This is a genomic window from Afipia dichlorophenoxyacetatis (assembly GCF_055386385.1).
In genome coordinates this window covers 2,567,294-2,585,074 of sequence record NZ_AP029250.1, presented here as the reverse complement: position 1 = coordinate 2,585,074, position 17,781 = coordinate 2,567,294, and the positions used below count along the sequence as shown (strand labels likewise).

17 protein-coding genes and 1 pseudogene are annotated in these 17,781 nt (G+C 59.9%); 8 read left to right on the top strand and 10 right to left on the bottom strand.

Translation table 11 applies throughout. The features are described from left to right. Nucleotides 1-2: 2 nt before the first annotated feature. Both ACZ5C3_RS11995 and ACZ5C3_RS11990 read right to left on the bottom strand, forming a co-directional pair. The gene (locus ACZ5C3_RS11995) at nt 3-458 is read right to left on the bottom strand and encodes a (2Fe-2S)-binding protein (protein WP_464037876.1); all 456 of its coding nucleotides are present in this window, start codon (nt 456-458) and stop codon (nt 3-5) included. Further along, nucleotides 455-1,735, bottom strand: a complete 1,281-nt coding sequence (locus ACZ5C3_RS11990; RefSeq protein WP_464037875.1) for a c-type cytochrome — start codon at nt 1,733-1,735, stop codon at nt 455-457. Before ACZ5C3_RS11990 ends, ACZ5C3_RS11995 begins: the two co-directional genes overlap by 4 nt. A gap of 447 nt (nt 1,736-2,182) precedes the next feature. Here ACZ5C3_RS11990 and ACZ5C3_RS11985 point away from each other — a divergent pair, with 447 nt between their 5' ends. Beyond that, a complete protein-coding gene (locus tag ACZ5C3_RS11985; RefSeq protein WP_464037874.1) occupies nt 2,183-2,611 on the top strand; it encodes a PA3611 family quorum-sensing-regulated virulence factor in 429 nt (142 codons plus the stop codon). A 53-nt stretch (nt 2,612-2,664) separates the two neighbouring features. Here the strand turns inward: ACZ5C3_RS11985 and ACZ5C3_RS11980 are convergent, their stop codons facing one another. Then, nucleotides 2,665-4,821, bottom strand: a complete 2,157-nt coding sequence (locus ACZ5C3_RS11980) for a carboxypeptidase-like regulatory domain-containing protein (protein ID WP_464037873.1) — start codon at nt 4,819-4,821, stop codon at nt 2,665-2,667. Nucleotides 4,822-4,982: 161 nt separating this feature from the next. On the opposite strand from ACZ5C3_RS11980, the gene ACZ5C3_RS11975 reads away from it, so the two are divergent. Continuing rightward, the gene (locus ACZ5C3_RS11975) at nt 4,983-5,339 is read left to right on the top strand and encodes a VOC family protein (RefSeq protein ID WP_464037872.1); all 357 of its coding nucleotides are present in this window, start codon (nt 4,983-4,985) and stop codon (nt 5,337-5,339) included. A gap of 182 nt (nt 5,340-5,521) precedes the next feature. Then, nucleotides 5,522-5,692: a hypothetical protein gene (locus ACZ5C3_RS11970; RefSeq protein WP_464037871.1), complete on the top strand. Its 171-nt coding sequence runs from the start codon at nt 5,522-5,524 to the stop codon at nt 5,690-5,692. Between the two features lie 24 nt (nt 5,693-5,716). On the opposite strand, the gene ACZ5C3_RS11965 is transcribed toward ACZ5C3_RS11970, so the two are convergent. After that, the gene (locus ACZ5C3_RS11965) at nt 5,717-6,688 is read right to left on the bottom strand and encodes an ATP-dependent 6-phosphofructokinase (RefSeq protein ID WP_464037870.1); all 972 of its coding nucleotides are present in this window, start codon (nt 6,686-6,688) and stop codon (nt 5,717-5,719) included. A 176-nt stretch (nt 6,689-6,864) separates the two neighbouring features. Here ACZ5C3_RS11965 and ACZ5C3_RS11960 point away from each other — a divergent pair, with 176 nt between their 5' ends. Beyond that, nucleotides 6,865-7,554, top strand: coding sequence for an MBL fold metallo-hydrolase (locus ACZ5C3_RS11960; RefSeq protein WP_464037869.1), 690 nt, complete (start codon nt 6,865-6,867; stop codon nt 7,552-7,554). A gap of 177 nt (nt 7,555-7,731) precedes the next feature. Beyond that, nucleotides 7,732-8,625: a DUF6282 family protein gene (locus tag ACZ5C3_RS11955; protein WP_464037868.1), complete on the top strand. Its 894-nt coding sequence runs from the start codon at nt 7,732-7,734 to the stop codon at nt 8,623-8,625. A gap of 68 nt (nt 8,626-8,693) precedes the next feature. Here the strand turns inward: ACZ5C3_RS11955 and ACZ5C3_RS11950 are convergent, their stop codons facing one another. After that, nucleotides 8,694-8,924 carry a hypothetical protein gene (locus tag ACZ5C3_RS11950; RefSeq protein WP_464037867.1) on the bottom strand — a complete coding sequence of 77 codons (231 nt, stop codon included), beginning with the start codon at nt 8,922-8,924 and terminating at the stop codon, nt 8,694-8,696. A 743-nt stretch (nt 8,925-9,667) separates the two neighbouring features. Between ACZ5C3_RS11950 and ACZ5C3_RS11945 the strand changes: the two genes are divergently transcribed. Next, the gene (locus tag ACZ5C3_RS11945) at nt 9,668-12,088 is read left to right on the top strand and encodes a hybrid sensor histidine kinase/response regulator (RefSeq protein ID WP_464037866.1); all 2,421 of its coding nucleotides are present in this window, start codon (nt 9,668-9,670) and stop codon (nt 12,086-12,088) included. A gap of 8 nt (nt 12,089-12,096) precedes the next feature. Here ACZ5C3_RS11945 and ACZ5C3_RS11940 read toward each other — a convergent pair whose 3' ends face one another. Continuing rightward, the gene (locus ACZ5C3_RS11940; RefSeq protein ID WP_464038325.1) at nt 12,097-12,966 is read right to left on the bottom strand and encodes a hypothetical protein; all 870 of its coding nucleotides are present in this window, start codon (nt 12,964-12,966) and stop codon (nt 12,097-12,099) included. 227 nt (nt 12,967-13,193) lie between these two features. Further along, entirely contained in the window at nt 13,194-15,710 is a 2,517-nt protein-coding gene (locus tag ACZ5C3_RS11935) for an ATP-binding protein (protein ID WP_464037865.1), read from the bottom strand. A gap of 267 nt (nt 15,711-15,977) precedes the next feature. On the opposite strand from ACZ5C3_RS11935, the gene ACZ5C3_RS11930 reads away from it, so the two are divergent. After that, the gene (locus tag ACZ5C3_RS11930) at nt 15,978-16,304 is read left to right on the top strand and encodes a four-helix bundle copper-binding protein (RefSeq protein ID WP_464038324.1); all 327 of its coding nucleotides are present in this window, start codon (nt 15,978-15,980) and stop codon (nt 16,302-16,304) included. Nucleotides 16,305-16,349: 45 nt separating this feature from the next. Then, complete coding sequence (locus ACZ5C3_RS11925) at nt 16,350-16,925, top strand: phosphatase PAP2 family protein (protein WP_464037864.1); 576 nt, start codon at nt 16,350-16,352, stop codon at nt 16,923-16,925. Nucleotides 16,926-16,961: 36 nt separating this feature from the next. Here the strand turns inward: ACZ5C3_RS11925 and ACZ5C3_RS11920 are convergent, their stop codons facing one another. The 3 genes and pseudogenes from ACZ5C3_RS11920 to ACZ5C3_RS11910 form a co-directional block, all read right to left on the bottom strand. Then, nucleotides 16,962-17,183 carry a hypothetical protein gene (locus ACZ5C3_RS11920; RefSeq protein WP_464037863.1) on the bottom strand — a complete coding sequence of 74 codons (222 nt, stop codon included), beginning with the start codon at nt 17,181-17,183 and terminating at the stop codon, nt 16,962-16,964. 48 nt (nt 17,184-17,231) lie between these two features. Next, on the bottom strand, nt 17,232-17,438 hold the full coding sequence (locus ACZ5C3_RS11915; protein WP_464037862.1) for a hypothetical protein: 207 nt from the start codon (nt 17,436-17,438) through the stop codon (nt 17,232-17,234). Nucleotides 17,439-17,508: 70 nt separating this feature from the next. Next, a pseudogene (locus ACZ5C3_RS11910) lies at nt 17,509-17,724 on the bottom strand (SDR family oxidoreductase); the annotation flags it as partial. Nucleotides 17,725-17,781 lie beyond the last annotated feature (57 nt).

Below are 17,781 nucleotides of genomic sequence, written 5' to 3'. Positions count from 1 at the left end.
TCCTACGCCACGGCAGCGCGCTTGATCGCGCGCATGATGGCAGCATGGGTGCCGCAGCGGCAGAGATTGGTCCGCATGTGATGGTGGATTTCCTCGTCGGTCGGATGCGGCTTCTCCTTCAGCAGCACCTGCGCCCGCATCACCATGCCGGAGATGCAGTAGCCGCATTGGGCGGCTGCTTCGTCGATGAACGCCTGCTGCAGCTTGTTCGGCTTGCCGTCCTCCAGCAGGCCTTCCAGCGTTGTGACTTCGCGATCGCCCACGGCCGCGATCGGCAGCACGCAGGAGAATGTCGCCTTGCCGTCCACGTGCACCATGCAGGCGCCGCACTGGCCAAGCCCGCAGCCGAATTTCGGCCCATGCAGTCCGAGATCGTTGCGCAGCACATACAGCAACGGCGTCGATGGATCAGCATCCACCTGCTGCGACTTGCCATTGACCTTCAGCGCGATCGTCATGGCTGGGCTCCTTCCCGTCTTGCTTTCGCGATCATCGCTCTGACATCCGTCCATGGCTGCTGGCCGCTGTAGCGGCCGCGGACATACTGCGCGAGCGCTGCGATCTGATCGTCGGTGAACATGCCGTCGAACGCGGGCATATAGGGGCCGCCATCGGCACGGTACGATTGAATGCCGTTGAGGATCACGCGCACGGTGTTTGTCGCTTCTTGCTGATGCACAGCCGTGCTCAGCGACAGCGGCAACGCTTTCGAGGGACCAATCGTGTTGCGGTCGTTATGACATTTCGCGCACGCGCCATTGTAGATCGCAACGATCTCCGGCCGGGCGTTCGCCGCATTGCCTGCGTCCACGGCAGCCGGCGTGCTCGGCGCCCCACCGCCCTGCGGCGAGAGGCTTGCGATGTAGACCGCCATGGCATGGACGTCTTCCTTTGAGGCCTGTCCGAGGTTCTTGGCCACGTCCGCCATGGGGCCAGCAGCAGCGCCATGCTGCTGATGCCAGCCGGAGGACAGATATTCCGCGAGTTGATCCACCGTCCAATGATCCCCTGCGATGAGCGACGCATTGAGCGGTGGCGCATTCCAGCCGTCAGCAATGCCGCCCGCATAAGCGCTGTCCTTCTTCTCGCCGCCCAGCGCATTGCGTGGCGTATGGCAGGAGCCGCAGTGCCCAAGCCCTTCCACGAGATAGCGCCCGCGATTCCACTCGGCACTCTTGCTCGCCTCAGGATCAAGATTGGCCCGGCTCAGGAACAGCAACTTCCAGCCTGCAACGAGCGGACGATAGTTGAGCGGGAAATTCAGCTCGTTGGCGGGGATCGTGTTGCGAACCGGCGCAAGGCTCATGAGATAAGCATAAAGCGCGTGGATGTCCTCATTCGTCGCATTGGTAAAATGGTCGTAGGGAAAGGCCGGATAAAGCTGCCGGCCTTCGCGATCGACGCCCTCATGCATGGCGCGGCGAAACGCCTCTTCCGACCATTGACCGATACCGGTGTCGGGATCTGGGGTCAGGTTGCTGGCATAGATGGTGCCGAACGGCGTTGGGAGGCTGCGCCCGCCCGCATAGGAAGCGCCGCCCTCCTTGGTGTGGCAATCGCTGCAATTGCCGATCAGGGCGAGTTCAGCACCACGATTGATCGTTTTACGATCAAAAACAGGCTTTGCGTTCGCGGCAATCGGCGCAATGGCAGGACGCCAGATCCAGGCAAGGCCGGCAAGGACGATTACAACGCACACAGTCACCACTGTGTACACAACACGACGGAAGCTCATTCCGTACTGCTCCGAGGCATATCCAGGGGAAGTACTCCTGTTTCACCTTACGCCGTTCGCTGCAGCGCCGGAAGCACCGTTCGCGAATGGAGCCAATTCCCGCACTGCAATGAAATCAGGCACAACAAAACACATCGAAGGGAGGCCCACTTCGACGTGTCACCGTGCGATATCAGACCTAATGCGAGCGGCGCGGAATGGTTCACGTCACGCGCGCGCGAAGCCCACACGAAAAGATGATTTGTCAAAGCGACGATGGCTCGTCAGCCGCCGCTCGCGGCCAAAAGGGATGCTCTTCGTTGGCAGACCACATGCGCAAACGAACCAGCCAACGCGCCATTTGCAAGACGTCTTCTCCCGTTCATCGAACTCGTCTATCTCGACCAGAAATAGAGTGCGGGATCATTGGGGTGCGCTATGAAGAGTTCTCATCGGCGGAATGAATCGTTGGATTGCTTACGACGAGCAGCCGTAGGCCTGTCCCACCTGACAGTGATCGCCTTCGTGATCGCTGGGCTGCAAGACATCACGGTGGCTAATGCCCAGTCTCCCAACGGCTATGAGGTGGGGATGGCGAAAGTCGTTCAGGAGGTCAAGCCGACCCTGCCGAAGAAACTCAACGAAGCCATGTCGATGATCGACATCAGCTTGAACAACCACCGGCTGACTCAGGTCTACGCCATTGACACCACAAAGGCCGACCTCAGCGCCGAACGCTTGAACCGCCTCCGAGAGAATCTCAGGTCGCAAACCTGCCAGGACAGCGGCATGCGTGAAACGATGACCCATGGTGTGGCCTACGAATACTCATATCTCGACACCAGTTCAAAGCCCGTCCTCAACCTCGTGGTCTCCGCCGAGAGTTGCAAAGACTAGTCCCGCTTTGCGGGCGATGCACAAATGCGCATCGCCCCGGACAATATAAGGGTTCAATGCGCCAGCGGATCGGGGCGCATCTGGATCTTGTACACCTTGGGATAGGCGTCTGTGCCGCCCTCGCTGTGGAAGTTGGCGCGCGTGCCCGACGTCGTCCAGACGCCGCGCCCTTTCCAACCGGCGGATGGATCATCGATGCGGCCGTCGAAATTCTTGGTGAAGAAGCCGAGCGGATAAGGCACGCGCAGGTTCACGAACTCACCGTTGACCAGCGCCAGCGCAGCCTCGCCGCCATTGGCGCAAGCAATCGGCACATTCGCGCCCAATCCAAGCGTGTTGTAACGATCGACCCACACATAATAAGCGTGGTTCGCGCTGCCGCTGGCGTCCATGCCCTTAAACTGTGGTCCCGGCATACGGTAGGTCTTCCAGCCTTCCGGGCATTGCTTGCCTTCGGCCGTGGTCGGCCCGTTGAGCGGTCCCTTGCACAGCTTGCGGTCGAAGCTTGCCAGATGTCCGCTGGAGAGCACCGTCCACACCACACCGTCGAGACCAAGATCGATCCCGCGCGGACCGAACGTGCCCTCCGGCGGCTGATACACTTCCACCAGCGCAGTATTTGTCGGATCAGAGCCTGGCATCACGCGCACGATGTAACCGGGTTGATCGACGCGGGAGAAACCGCGATCCATCGCCTGCCCCCAGATCGCATCATCCACGGGGCTCGGCATAATGCCGTAGAACGACGCCTTGATCCGCTTGTCCTTGTTCGGATCGAGCGGCTCCTTCGGCTCCACATAGGCATCACGCTTGCCGTTGCCGTTGGTATCGATGACGAGCGGCGTCCAGCCCTGCGACTTGACGCCATCCAACGTTTCCCGGAATTGCTTGGTGTTGAGCCAGCCGACCGCGCCACCACCGAGCCCCGGCCCGCCCGCGCTCATCCATAGTGTGTCGTTCGCATCGTGCGCGAAGTAGAGATGATGCGTATTGTAGCAGGTGTTGATCAGATCCCACTTTCCGGTGACGGGATCGAAGCGCGACAACTGACGCAGCGATGTCGCCTGCGGAAACGCTTTCGCGGAAGGATGATCCGAGCCTTGCTTGCAATAGTCCGGATTCTCAGGCGGGCGCAGCCGCGCGGTAAACCACACCTTACCCTGCTCGTCCATGATCACGTTATGGATGCTGGTGTGGCCATCCCAGATCGCTTCGTCGCCCCAATAGGCGGACGGTCCGCGTCCCGCATCTTCCGACGACGGCGTTTTGGGGTCGAGATACGGATGCTTGATCGTCGAGGCGATGTTCTTCACCGGATCGAGCGTCGGCACCAGATCGGTGCTCTCTTCCGGCGAGCCGTAGATCAGGCCGTTGGCATTCACGGTCGGATTCCGCTTGTCGGTCGAGATCGCGTCGTGCTGGTAATGCTTGGGCGAGGCCCAGTCCCACATGGTGTACACCGCATTCCGCTCAAGGCCTTTCGGCCGCTCCGGCTTGTCGAATGGCAATTCGCCTGCTGCGATGCGGTCGGTCCACTTCGAGAACAGCGAATAGACTTTCTCCGGCCCCATGCTGCCGAGCGCCACCGCCATGTATTCCTGGGCCTGCCCCGCCTGCGTGCGCAGCGCCCATGCCGTGTGAGAGTCGTTGCCGTCCATGAACGCCTTCGGCACTTCGCGAATGCCGCGCGATCCGATGGCATGACACGACTGGCACATGTTCTTGACCGTATCGACCCATTGCGCCCGGCTCTTCATGGTGTCGGGCATCTGGTTGCCCTTGTCGCCGGTACCTGGAAATTCCGATGGAGGGGGAATATCGAGCATCGAGTACCAGTACATGCCGGGATAGTGCTGCGCGTCCGCAGCTGCAGAAGCCACCGGTGTGGCTTTGAAATCGAGCAGCTTGCCCGGCCGCGCATCCTGCTGTGCGCTGTCCTGCAGGCCATAGCCGCGCACCCACACCTTGTAGTTTGCGTCCGGCAGATCGGGGATAACAAAGCGGCCCTGATCGTCCGTCACCACCACCTTGGCATATTTCGTCGGAAGATCTTTGGTTTCGGCGACGACCCACACGCCTGCTTCAGGACCTTTGGCCCCGGCCACCTGACCGCCAATGTCGTGTGAGGAGATATCGACACTCGCGGCAAAAGCAGCACTTGTGAGGAACGAGGCCACGGCCCCGAGAGTCCCGGCAATAACGAACTTCATGTTTCCTCCCCGTCGTTCTTTTCGAATGTGATTTGGGGTTAGAATATTACCGTAAATCGGTAACATGGTTCGTTGGCATCGTCACGACGACGGCGATGTCATTTGGGAAATTTATTCGGACCGCATGCCGTATTTGATCTTGAAAGCAGAAAGGCCTCGCGATGATCGAAGGTCTCAGCGCCGTTACGCTCGCCACCCACGACATGCAAAGAGCTGTCTCCTTCTACAAGACGCTCGGCTTCGAGGTCGTGCATGGCGGGGAGACATCACCGTTCACGAGCTTCCGTGCGGGCACTGGCTTTCTCAACATCACTGCAGAGACACCCGAGCGGCGCTGGTCGTGGTGGGGCCGCGCGATCTTCTATGTCAACGATGTCGACAAGATGTATGAGCGCGCTGTTACTGCGGGCTTTCGGCCGACCACATCACCACGCGATGCGGCATGGGGCGAGCGCTTCTTCCATCTCGACGATCCCGACGGCCACGAACTGAGTTTCGCGCGTCCATTACAGCCATAGCCCGCAGACCTAACAGCGCGACGGCGTGTCACAGAGAAATAGCCCCAGCTTGTGGGAACGCATCCGTCCGTCCGACGTTCGAAATCCCAATGACGCTCGTGTCCCGAATCCAAAGTTCGCCTCACCGAACTTCTGAACCACCACATTGAACTACCAGTATCGCGTAAAATTCCAGGCCGGCTATGCTCTCGCAGGACGAACAGAAGGATACGCGGCGCGACGATTGGGCGATGAGCAAAGGCGTGGCACTCGGCGCGCTCACTGGCCTACTGCTTTCAACCTTGTTGATCTGTATCGCTTACTATTTCAACTGGAACGACATGCGTACGCTGGTGCACCTCGTTTTGGATTAGCAGTCCTGGGGCAACCGCGCTGGATCAGCGCGCCAGCATCCGAGCGAGTTCGACGAACTCAGTGTCGATCGGCTTGGTGAGCCCCGCAATCTCACCGAGTGGCGTGCGCGTCACCTGCCCCTTCTGCTGACCGATCAACACGCCGTACTCGCGATCGTTCAGTGCTGTGACGGCATTGACGCCGAGGCGCGTCGCAAGAATGCGATCGAAGGCCGTCGGCGGTGCGCCACGTACCACATGCCCCAATGTGGTGGCGCGCAATTCGAAGCCCACCATGCGCTTGTCGTGCTCGAAGTAGCTCAGGATTTTTTCGCAATTGTGCGTGGCGCCTTCGGCGACCACAACGATAGCGTGGGTCTTGCCGCGCTCGTAAGCCGCGCGCAGCCGCTCTGCGACCTCGGCGGGGTGCACCTCAGCTTCGGGCGTGGAGATGACCTCGGCGCCGCCCGCGAGCCCCGCCATCATGGCGAGGTAACCGCAATTGCGGCCCATGGTCTCCACCAGAAAAGCGCGGTTGTGCGAGGATCCGGTGGTGCGCAGATGATCGATGGCCTCCAGCGTCACGTTGATCGCGGTGTCGCAGCCGATGGTGATGTCCGTGCCGAACAGATCGTTGTCGATGGTGGATGCCACGCCGACCACCGGAAACCCCATCTGGCTCAGCATATGGGAGCCGGTCTGCGAGCCGTTGCCGCCAATCACCACGAGGCCATCAATGCCTCGCTTGGACAGATTGCGCAGCCCCTTAGCGCGGCCGCTCTCCTCGCGAAATTCAGCCGAGCGCGCGCTGCCCAAAAATGTGCCGCCGACATGGATGATGCCGCCCACTTCACGGGCATTGAGCTGGATCATCTGGTCCTCGATCAAACCCTGCCAGCCCTGGCGCACCCCGTACACGACCATATTCTGGTCGAGGGCAGTTCGCGTGACGGCACGAATGGCAGCATTCATGCCCGGCGCATCGCCGCCGCTGGTGATGATCGCAATGCTCTTCATGTGTTGTGACTTTACCCGCCCCAAATCCGATTTGTGAACCCTCGCCGCTCTCAGACCTCATTTGCGTCGATGTATTTTGGCGCAACGTAACGAAGCTTGTACAGTCTGGCGAAGGACGCAAATCCGCGTCACGCTGTTAACGGCCTCATGGGGGCCTAGTTCCGGAGAAAGATACCGTGTCCGATGTGACTTATGAAATCCTCGTCAAGGGAAACAACCTCCGGCTCCAGACCGGCTACCTTGCGATGACCAACTTGACGCTCATCCAGAGCAATGACGGCCCGATGCTGGTGGACGTAGGCCACACCGTGAACCGTCAAGGTCTGGTCGCGGAGCTAGATAAACGCGGGCTCAAGCCATCCGACATTCCGCGCGTCTTTCTCTCCCACCTGCATATCGACCACGTCCTGAACATCGACCTATTCCCCTACACCACTGAGATCTTCGTCAGCCGCGCCGAATACGAATACGCCGCAAACCCGCATCCGGACGATCCGTGGATTCCGTGGATGGTCCGCGAGCAGCTCGCGAAGTACAAACTTCATTTGCTGAATGGCCCGGGCGAATTCCAAAGCGAGATCCGCTATATCCCCGCGCCCGGCCACACGCCGGGATGCTACGCGCTGGTGCTGAAGACCAAGGACGGCAATGTCGTGGTTGCCCAGGACGCGATCAAGTTTCCGAAGGAAGCGCTCAACCGCAAGGCCGACCACGCCTTCGATACCCAGGAGCGCGCGGCCGAGACCATCCGGCATCTCCTCACCCTCGGCGACCGCATCATCCCCGGCCATTACATGGAGATGTACAAGCGCGACGGCACCTTCACATGGGACGGCACCATGGAGCTGCCGATCATTATGCGTTGAGACCGCCAGGCATCGAGGTGTTAAAGCCGTCGCCAATGATGGCTTTAGCACGCTTCTTGCATGGGTTTTGCGTCGGTTCAGCAACCTGGCAATCAATTTATCTTGGCTCTCAGAACTCCGGCTCTTTTCTCCTGCTCACAAACCGAGGTTCCTGCACAACGATTGAGGTCTCACATCATGCTCAAGCTCGACGGCTATTTCGACCTGCACATGCATTCTGCACCTGCCCCCTTCGTGCGGATCGGAGACTCGATCGATATCGCACAATGGTGTGCCGACGCCGGCATGGCGGGCATCGTCATCAAGAGCCACTTTGAGAGTACGGTCTCCAAGGTCCATCACGCCCGCCGCGCCGTGGCCGAGACCCATCCCGACTTCAAGGTCTATGCGAGCATCGCGCTTAACCGCGGTGTCGGAGGCATCAATCCGGGTGCCGTCGAGCTGGCGCTTCAACAAGGTGCCAAGGTGGTCTGGCTGCCGACCCTCGATGCTGCGGCCCATGCGGAGGCCTATGGCTCCGGCGGCACCTATGGCTTCAAGGCCATGACGCTCACCTCGCGCCGCAATCGGCCATCTCCGCTTCTGTCGGTTCTGGACACGGGCGGCAAACTCACCGCTGAGACAAAAGAAGTCATCGACCTCGTGCATGACTACGGCGCGATCCTCGGCACTGGGCATGTCTCAAAGCGCGAGATCTTCGCAGTTGCGGACTATGCGCTCGGTATTGGGTTGAAGCGCGTCGTCATCACTCATCCGGAGCTTGCAACGCCAAACCTCGACGTTCCAACCATGGTCGAACTCGCGAAGATGGGCGCCACCATGGAATTCTGCGCGGTGAACCTGCTTCCGAAATTCCACTGCCTCTCGCTCACAGGACTGATGGAAGCCATCGATGCGGTGACGCCCGCGCGCGCGATCCTGTCGAGCGACGGCGGACAGCCGTTCAACCCTCCGCCGCATGAATCACTGCGCATCGTCATTCAAAGCATGTACGATTCGGGTATGCCCCTGCAGACCCTGCAGACAATCTGCCGCGACAATCAGCGGGCTCTGCTCGATCTCGCGGATTGATACGTCATGTTGCCAGCGCGTCAGGCGCGGACCTTCACAGCCCGCCGCGGGCTGAACTGGACGCTTTCCTATTTGCGTCGCTTAGAGGGAATGTGCTTGCTGTAGTACCAGCCATACTGGGCCATGCAGCGTTTGAACTCCCAACTGGCGGGTGTGCCGTCGAGCACCATCCCCCAGTCATCCTGACAAAGCATGTGAGCCTGATCTAAATCGGTCTGAGGATTCCTCGGGACATAGACGTCAGTGTCGGCAAACGCCGGCATGGTGCTTAAAACCAGAGCAGCAATGATGAGGCGCATGATGTTCTCCCATGAACATCGGTCGCACCAAATTCATACGCGTTCACTGCATCACAAAGATGTGGCCGTGGGGTCCATCACGCTTTCTGAACAATAATTTAGTGGTGGGGAGCGATTGCGAGCCTACATGAGTTGTGGGGCTTTCAACCGATGGAGTCTTTCCATGTCGAACGTCTCACGCAAGCTCGGTCTCGCCGTTTGCCTGATCTTCGCATCCACCGCCGGGTCATATGCCCAACAAACAGGTTCATATGCCCAACAAAGAGCAATACGAGCGGCAGGTTCGGCCGGAGCCGGAGCATCTGCCGTTAATGGGATTCCGCCGATGCGGAATTCATCCATCAGCGACCCAAGCGGAATAGGTAACGCGTCGCGGATCGCCTCGCCTCCCCCGCCGTCGATGAGCGTCCCACCGGTCCCGCAGTTTCGATAATCATCTTGAGCTTCTCATTCGCGGCAACCGAAGTGGTCGAGTGACGCAGCGTCACTGCGCTCAGAACGCCCTTCGCCACTCGCTTCCTGACCGGCGGGCGCGCGCCCGCCCAGGAACCGCGCCTACCGTCGCGCAATTGGATGGAACTTTTTCGGACACCGGACGTTGATTCTTGTTCCATTCTTCCTCTTAAGCCTATCCGCACAATTTTAAGAAGATAAGTCAGCGCTTTGCCGCTGAACAAATTGAATTCTTTATGAAAGCGGGTGCAAACTTTAGCACCGCAAGCGAGAAGCGCCGCAGTGCCGAAATGACCGTATTACCGAATGACCTTCCAGACGCATCTATTCCACAATCAAACCGAGAAATTCTCCTCAAGCGGCGCGAGACCGAGCTGGCGCTAGTGCAGCGGATTGCGGGCGTCGGCGGCGTGGAGGTCGATCTCACCAACGGCTATCGCAACCGGCGATCTCCTGAATATCTCTTGATCCACGGCCTGCCGCCGGAAGCCACGCACGAAACCCACGAGGATTGGGTCAACCGTGTCCACCCTGAAGACCGTACGCGTGCCGTCTCGCATTTCGAGAACGCACTGACGGGCACCGCTGAAGACTTTGCCCAGGAATACCGGATCATTCGCCCGAGCGACGGCGAGACCCGCTGGATCAGCGTCATTGCGAAAATTGAACGCGATGCCAACGGCCGCGCCACACGGCTCATCGGTGCCCACACCGATGTGACGGAACGCAAGCTCGGAGAGCGAGCGCTACGGGAAAGTGAAGAACGCTTTCGCCTCATCGCTGACAGCGCGCCGGTGCCGATCTGGGTGACGAAGCTCGACCGCACCCGTTCTTTCGCCAATCGCGCCTATCTCGATTTCCTCGGTCTTCCCTATGAGGAAGCGTTGGTGTTTGACTGGCGCAAGGCACTGCACCCGGACGACCTATCGCGAATCCTGAAGGAGCAGATCGCGGGGGAAGCCTCGCTGAAGCCCTTCGTGCTTGAAGCGCGATATCGCAACGCGGAGGGCGTCTGGCGCTGGCTGAGATCGGAGTCGCAGCCGCGATGGGACGCCAGCGGCCAGCACGCAGGCTATATCGGCGTCGCGCACGATATCACCGCGTCAAAAGAAGCCGAGATCAACCTCCGCGCGGTCAACGACACACTCGAACGCCGGATCAGTGAGCGCACCTCCGAGATCGAGTCGCGAGAGGCGCAGATGCGCGCAATCTTCGAGACCAGCCATCAATACAAGGCGCTCCTCAATCTCCATGGCGAAGTGCTCTACGCCAACACCACCGCCCTCTCCGGCCTTGGCGCAGCGATCGACGATGTCCTTGGCGAGCGGATTTGGGAAACACCGTGGTTCGCGCAAACGCCGGGCGCGCGCGAGACGATCAGCATCGCTTTTCAGAACGCCATTGCGGGCAACAATGTCCGCGCCGAGATGGAAACGCAACTTCCCATCGGCAAGCGCACTTTCGATCTCACGCTGCGTCCAGTGGTCGATAAATACGGCGCCGTGACCGCTGCGATTGCGGAAGCGGTCGACATCACCGAGCGGCGGCGCAGTGAGGAAGCGCTGCGGCAGTCTCAGAAGATGGAAGCGATCGGCCAGCTCACCGGCGGCGTCGCGCACGACTTCAACAATCTTCTGACCATCATTCGCTCGGCCACCGACTTCCTGCGGCGGCGCGATTTGCCGGATGAGCGACGCAATCGTTATGTCGACGCCATTTCTGAGACCGTGGATCGCGCCTCGAAGCTGACCAAGCAGTTGCTGGCGTTTGCACGGCGGCAAGCGCTCAAGCCCGAACCTTTCAACGTCAACGACACTGTCAATTCCATCGTCCAGTTGCTTCGCCCGCTGGTCGGCAAGACCGTGCGGGTCGATGTCACCAATTTCGATCAGTCGTTATTTGCCTTTGCCGACGTAGCCCAGTTCGAGACGGCGCTGATCAATCTTGCGGTGAATGCGCGCGACGCCATGAAAGGCGATGGCCGCCTGACCATCGCGGTCGCCACCGCCACCGAAATCCCACCGTGCCGCAATCGGGACAAGCGCACCGGCGATTTCATTACCATATCCGTCACCGATACCGGCATCGGCATTCCCGCAGATAATATCGACAGCATCTTCGAGCCGTTCTTCACCACCAAGGAAGTGGGCCGCGGCACGGGCCTTGGCTTAAGCCAGGCGCTCGGTTTCGCCCAGCAATCCGGCGGCGAGGTCATGGTCGAGAGCACCATCGGTGCGGGCTCTACTTTTACGATCTACCTGCCGCAAAGTCCGGTGGTCAGCGATGAGGCGATTACCGCAGCCGCGATCACCCCTGTCTCGGGCAAGGGGCACCGCGTGCTGATCGTGGAAGACAATGAAGGCATCGGCGCCTTCACCAGCGAGATGCTGCAGGATCTCGGCTACAAGGTCGAATGGGTCACCACCGCGCAACACGCGTTGACCATGATCTCGGAAGACGAGTTCGCCTTCGACGTGGTGTTTTCCGACATCGTGATGCCGGGCATGAACGGCATCGAGTTCGGCACTTTCGTGCGCGAGAATTACCCCGGCTTGCCGATCGTGCTCACCAGCGGCTTCAGCAACGTGCTGTCGGAAAATGCCCACCACGGCTTCGAGCTTGTGCACAAGCCGTACTCGGTCGACGGCCTGTCCCGCGTCCTGCGCAAGGCCATCGCCTCCGCGCGACACGGTCACGCGATGGCGACGTGAGGCTCAACTCACGGCAGCCCGCGCTTTCTCGCCGTCATTCCCGAATTCATCCAATCCGGCAGTGGCTCGCCGTCGCGGTGACGGCCTCCGGTAGCCGCGGCCGCCCAGGCCACCGCAGCTCCGATCAACAACGCGGCTGCGACTGAGAATGCGACGATCACGCCGGCTCGCCGTGACCGCGCGATCGCGGTCTTTGCATTGACGATGGCCGTGTCGGCGCGGCGTTCAGCATCAGGCCCGGCGAGGCCGGTGGTGTTCGTGACGAGCTGGATCAGATAGGCGCGATCCTCGGTGGTTATCCCCATATGGCTTGATGTCGTCAGCAGGATACGGCCCGCCTCTGCCCTCGCCTCCGCAATATCGACGTTGGCCGGACGGCGGACCGGTCTGAACATGCGGTCAAGATCAAGGCCCAACAGCGTTTCGGCTGCGCTTGTCCTCGACGGCGTCACCGGAGCTGTGTTCGAGCGCGGCAACACTGCGCTGCCCACCAGAGCCGCAAGCACGGCTCCCAAAACCACCGCAAGTGCCCACGCCGCCAACCCATGCAAACCATCGCGCCGCTCAGTCGCATCCGGATCGAGCGTTGAGACAAAGCCGGTGCGTACCCGGCCCGCGATATAGCCGCCGACACCGAAGCTGATCACCGCCTGAATGACGAGGTAAAGCCCTGACAGCAACGCCAGCGACGCTGACGCATCACGCCATGTCGGCGCAGCCGATGACACGCCGAGGCCGACACTCACGGCAAACGCCAGCATGATTGACGACAGCGCCGTCGCCACCAGCGCACCGATGACGATCGGCGTCCAGCTCACATATGATGATGTTGCATCGAGCTCATCCGACGCAACAATCACATCGACATCCGCAGGCATCGTCATCAGCGCAGTCCCAGGAATGACAGGATCGCCATGACGACGACGATCAAACCAATCAGATAGATAATACCGTTCATGGAACTTCCCTCCGATGCTTCGCTTCACTCTCGGAGTGTTAATCGCGGGATGAGTGTGATGTTCCCGAACATGCGCTGGAATAGCAACAAACGTGCTTGGTGCGTTGCGATGTAAGATGGTCGCGCCGCGAAGTCGCAGCTAACCCACTATAAACCCTGCACCCGGCTTTCGGTTTTCTCCACGGGCAGAACGAACTTCACCTTCAGAATGTTCTGGACGTAACGCGCAAGCTTGTCCGCCGCAAACGGCTTGGTGATGATCGCCATCCCCGGCTCAAGGTAGCTATTGCCGACAGATGCGTTGAAGGCATACCCGGTCATGAACAGCACTTTTAAGTCCGGCCGCAACACACGCCCCGCATCCGCAAGCTGCCGCCCATTCAGCCCTCCGGGAAGGCCGACATCCGTCAGAAGCAAATCGATATCCTGAATATTGGTTTCGAGAAGTTTTAGCCCGCTCGCGCCGTCAACGGCTTCAAGCGTGCGATAGCCCAGCTCGTGCAACACATCGATCACGAAGCCCCGCACCGCGGCCTCATCTTCCACCACCATCACGGTTTCCTCGCCGTCCGACCGGCCATCGGATCGGTCGGCATCCGCATAAACTTCGCTTCTCGGAACTTCTTCATTGCGCGGAAGGAAGATGCGGACAGTCGTCCCCTGTCCTTCCTTGCTCTCGATCTCGGTGAAGCCATTCGACTGTCGCGCAAATCCATAAATCATCGACAAGCCAAGCCCCGTCCCCTGCCCTATCGGCTTCGTGGTGAAGAACGGATCGAAGGCCTTGGACGCGATCTCCGGGGACATTCCATATCCCGTATCGATGACGGAAATGACGACATACTCGCCATAAGCTGCGCTTTGATGCGTCTTGGCGTGGTGCCGATCGATCCAGGCATGTCCAGTTTCGATCGCGAGCTGACCGCCATTCGGCATCGCGTCGCGTGAATTGATCGCCAGATTGAGAATGGCGCTTTCCAATTGATTGGGATCACACTTGGTCGGCCACAGGTCTGAGCGGGTGACGATTTTCAGGTCAATCGACTCGCCGATTGTCCTGCGGACGAGATCTTCCATGCCATGCACGAGTTCGTTCGCATCGACAGGTTTCGGATCGAGCGACTGCCGCCGCGAGAACGCGAGCAGACGCTGTGTCAGCGCCGCAGCGCGATTGGCAGAGGCTGTCGCGACGGAGACAAAGCGTTGCACATCGGAGGTGTTATCCTGCGCAAGCCTGCGCTGCATCATATCCAGCGATCCGATGATACCGGTGAGCAGGTTGTTGAAGTCGTGGGCAATGCCTCCGGTCAATTGACCGACCGCCTCCATCTTTTGGGCCTGGCGAAGCGCGTCTTCTGCCGCTTGCAGCGCGGCTTCGTTGGCTTTCTGCTCGGTAATGTCGCGGCCATAACCGAAGACCAGCCCCTCTTCCATGGCCGTGTGCCATGAAATCCAGCGGAAGTCGCCATCCGCTGTCCGCAAGCGATTTTCGAATCCGGTAAGATCGGTATCGCTGACAGCCTTCTGCAATCCGTCTGCGGTGGATAGGATATCGTCAGGGAGAACGAACTCCCTGAACGAATGGCCGATCACGTCCTCCACTGGATGACCCAGAATACGCGTCCATGCCGGACTCACAGAGCGATAGATCCCATCCGCGCCGACCACCACCATGAGATCGCGTGCGTGACTCCAAATCCGGTCAGCACGCCGCCGCTCCGACTGCAGCGCACCGACATTGGCCATCGCGCCGCTGATCTGCCCCGCAATCAACCGCGCGATGTCCATCACATTGGGGTCGTTGCGGCGATGAGGATTGAGACCAAGAATGAGCGTGCCAAACGCATCCTGCCCGTGCGCACCGGGGATTGGCACCATCACGGCTTCGGTCGGAGGTAACCGCCATTCTCCGGTGGGATAGACCGGGCCTTCACGAAGCTGAATAATTCGCCCCTTGCCGAGCGTCTCACGGTCCTGTAGCGGCCAGGATTCATTCAGCAGAGCCGCGGCATCATCGGTGCAGGCATAACCTTCATTGCAGAGATAAAGCAGCGCGAAGGGAAAGTCCCTCCGATTGGTGCTCAGGACAGAACACACCGCCTGCTGCACGGCATGTTGATCCGAGGCGCCGACCAACTCTGAACCGAGATGCCGCAGCATATCGATCCTGCGCTCGCTGATGATCCGCTCGGTGTCTTCGCTGACAACGCAAAGCAGCCCCTCAACCGAGGGGCCCTGCCCGTAAAGCGGACTGTAAGAGAAGCTGTGGTAGGTCTCTTCGGGATAACCACTGCGCTCAAGGAGAAGCAGCAGCGCCTTATTCCACGTCGCTTGCCCGGCGCGCACCCGTTCCACCTGATCGGCCACGTCGGCATAGACTTCCGCCCATACTTCGCGAAACGGCTTGCCAAGCATGGACGGATGCTTGAGCCCGAGAGTCGGGATGTACGCGTCGTTGTAAAAGAACAGAAGGTCCGGCCCCCACCCGAGCCACATCTCGAAGCGCGACGTCAGCAGCATCCGCAACGGAATCTTCAAGCCATCAGGCCATCTACGCGGATCGCCCAGCCCTGTTCGACTCCAATCCCATTCGCGCATCAGACGCGCCATGACGCTGTCGCCCGGAAAAATTTCAGTCAGATCATCCGTAGCGACCACGCTCATAACAAAACCTGGTGTCGTCCTGAGGGTTGTAGGGATTGGGCGCCTGCCGAGTGACCCAGTCCGGGCAATGCACAAAGAGGTGGAACCACGACAATGCGCGGCCCGGCTTTGGGTTCCTTTGGTGAAACTGAAATATCTGCGGCAGATCGGACGCTGGCCCGCGGTTCTTACCCGCGAGAAGGCTCACGGCGGAAAAGATTCTTGCCCGCTTCAGCAAACGATCCGGGATATCGATAGTTATCTCCTTCCGCGATGGGAGAAGATCAGATGATGTCTGCTGAAGCCAAGCGATGCATCGACGCCTGCCTTCTTTGTTATCAGACCTGCCCTTCCACCGCGATGAACCACTGCCTCGAAGCCGGGGGCAAGCATACCCAACCACCGCACTTTCGCCTCATGATGGCTTGCGCGGAAATCTGCCGGACATCGGCGCACTTCATGCTCATCAACACGCCTCATCACAGACACACGTGCAAAGAATGCGCGGAAATCTGCACCGAATGTGCGAGCGATTGCGAGCGCATCGGCGATATGGACGAGTGCGTGAAGGCCTGCCGCCAATGCGCCAAGTTATGTGCCGCGATGGCTGGATAACGAGAAAGAAAGAGAGAGAGAGAGAGAGAGAGCCTATCAAGCAACATGCCGATCAAGGTCTCACCCACGAAGCTCGACATCACGATTGCGAACGCCGTCGCAGAGCATGCGGAGCCACTGCCGGAATTCCTCGCACGCACAGCGACATATGGCGCAGACGAAAAGCTCCTCATCGCGCTGGCAGGAGCGTTCTGGATTTATGCGCGTGAGGAAAAGCCCTCGCTGCGGCTTGCGGCCAATCATATCCTCGCAGTCACTGTCGCGTCGGCCGTTCTTCCGCATCTCCTGAAGCGAGGCTTCAACCAGACACGGCCTGATCGCCGTTTTCTTCGCGCTCACCGGCGTGGTATTCCGACATCCGGGAAAGCAAAAGACGCCTTTCCTTCAGGACATGCCGTCCATATGGGCGCGCTCGCCTCCGCCGCGACGGCACTGCCGCCGAGATACCGCAACGCGGTTTGGACGGCGGCCTCAACGCTAGCGCTCTCGCGGATCGTGATCCTGGCGCATTGGACGAGCGACGTATTAGCCGGTTTTACCATCGGCGTGGCGGTTGAACGGCTCATCCGGCGAGCGACCGGCTTCGCTCCATCGCGCCAACCGAGACACCCGAGGCGATAGCGGCTGAATCACCGTTTCGATGGCGGCATAATGGCTTTACAAGCGGTCACCATGGCGGCGACGTCTGTCCTGAACAAACCGCCGATAGTCATTTATCGCATGGTTCGACAATAAAATTCGGTGCTCCTCGCCGGACCGCAGCCTTCGTTCGATCGTCTCAGCGAGATAGCGTGCCGCGGTCGCGGGCTCCTCGATTTCTCCAAGCCGTTCGAGATAATCCCACGCTATCTGCAGGGAGTCCTCAAACAGCATGGCCATTCGTTCCGATCCGTAACCAAGCAATATGCGTCACTCTCTTCGAAGCGGTTAGTGGTGCCCAAGCGCTGTTTCGCCAACTTCGCGACCCGGCACACTGACATGAACCTCATGCCCCTGCCGGACCGCGAGAGACGCCGCTGAGACTGCCGATTCAAATGCAGCTTCCTTGGTCTCAAAGTCACCTTCCGCCTCACCATCGTGCAGGATCACCCACCCACCTCGGTGTTCCACAATGGCATAGCTTGCCAAACCCATTGCTCGACTCCCTTTAAAACTGCGATGTGCCAGTGGGAAAACGGCACACTTATCGCAACGTTCCAGGGACTTAGATGATAGGGCGGCCGCCGGTCACCGCAATGGTGGCACCCGAGACGTAACTGGATAGCGGGTCAGCCAGCATCACATAGGCCGTGGCCAGTTCCGTCGGCTGACCCGGCCGCTGCATAGGAACCTGCTTGCCGAAGTACGATACGCGCTCCTCCGACATCGTCGAGGGAATGAGCGGCGTCCAGATCGGGCCTGGCGCAACGGCGTAACAGCGCTGTCATGTTTTGCCGCCAGCGGCATCAGGGTCACACGGGCGACACCACTGTTTTGC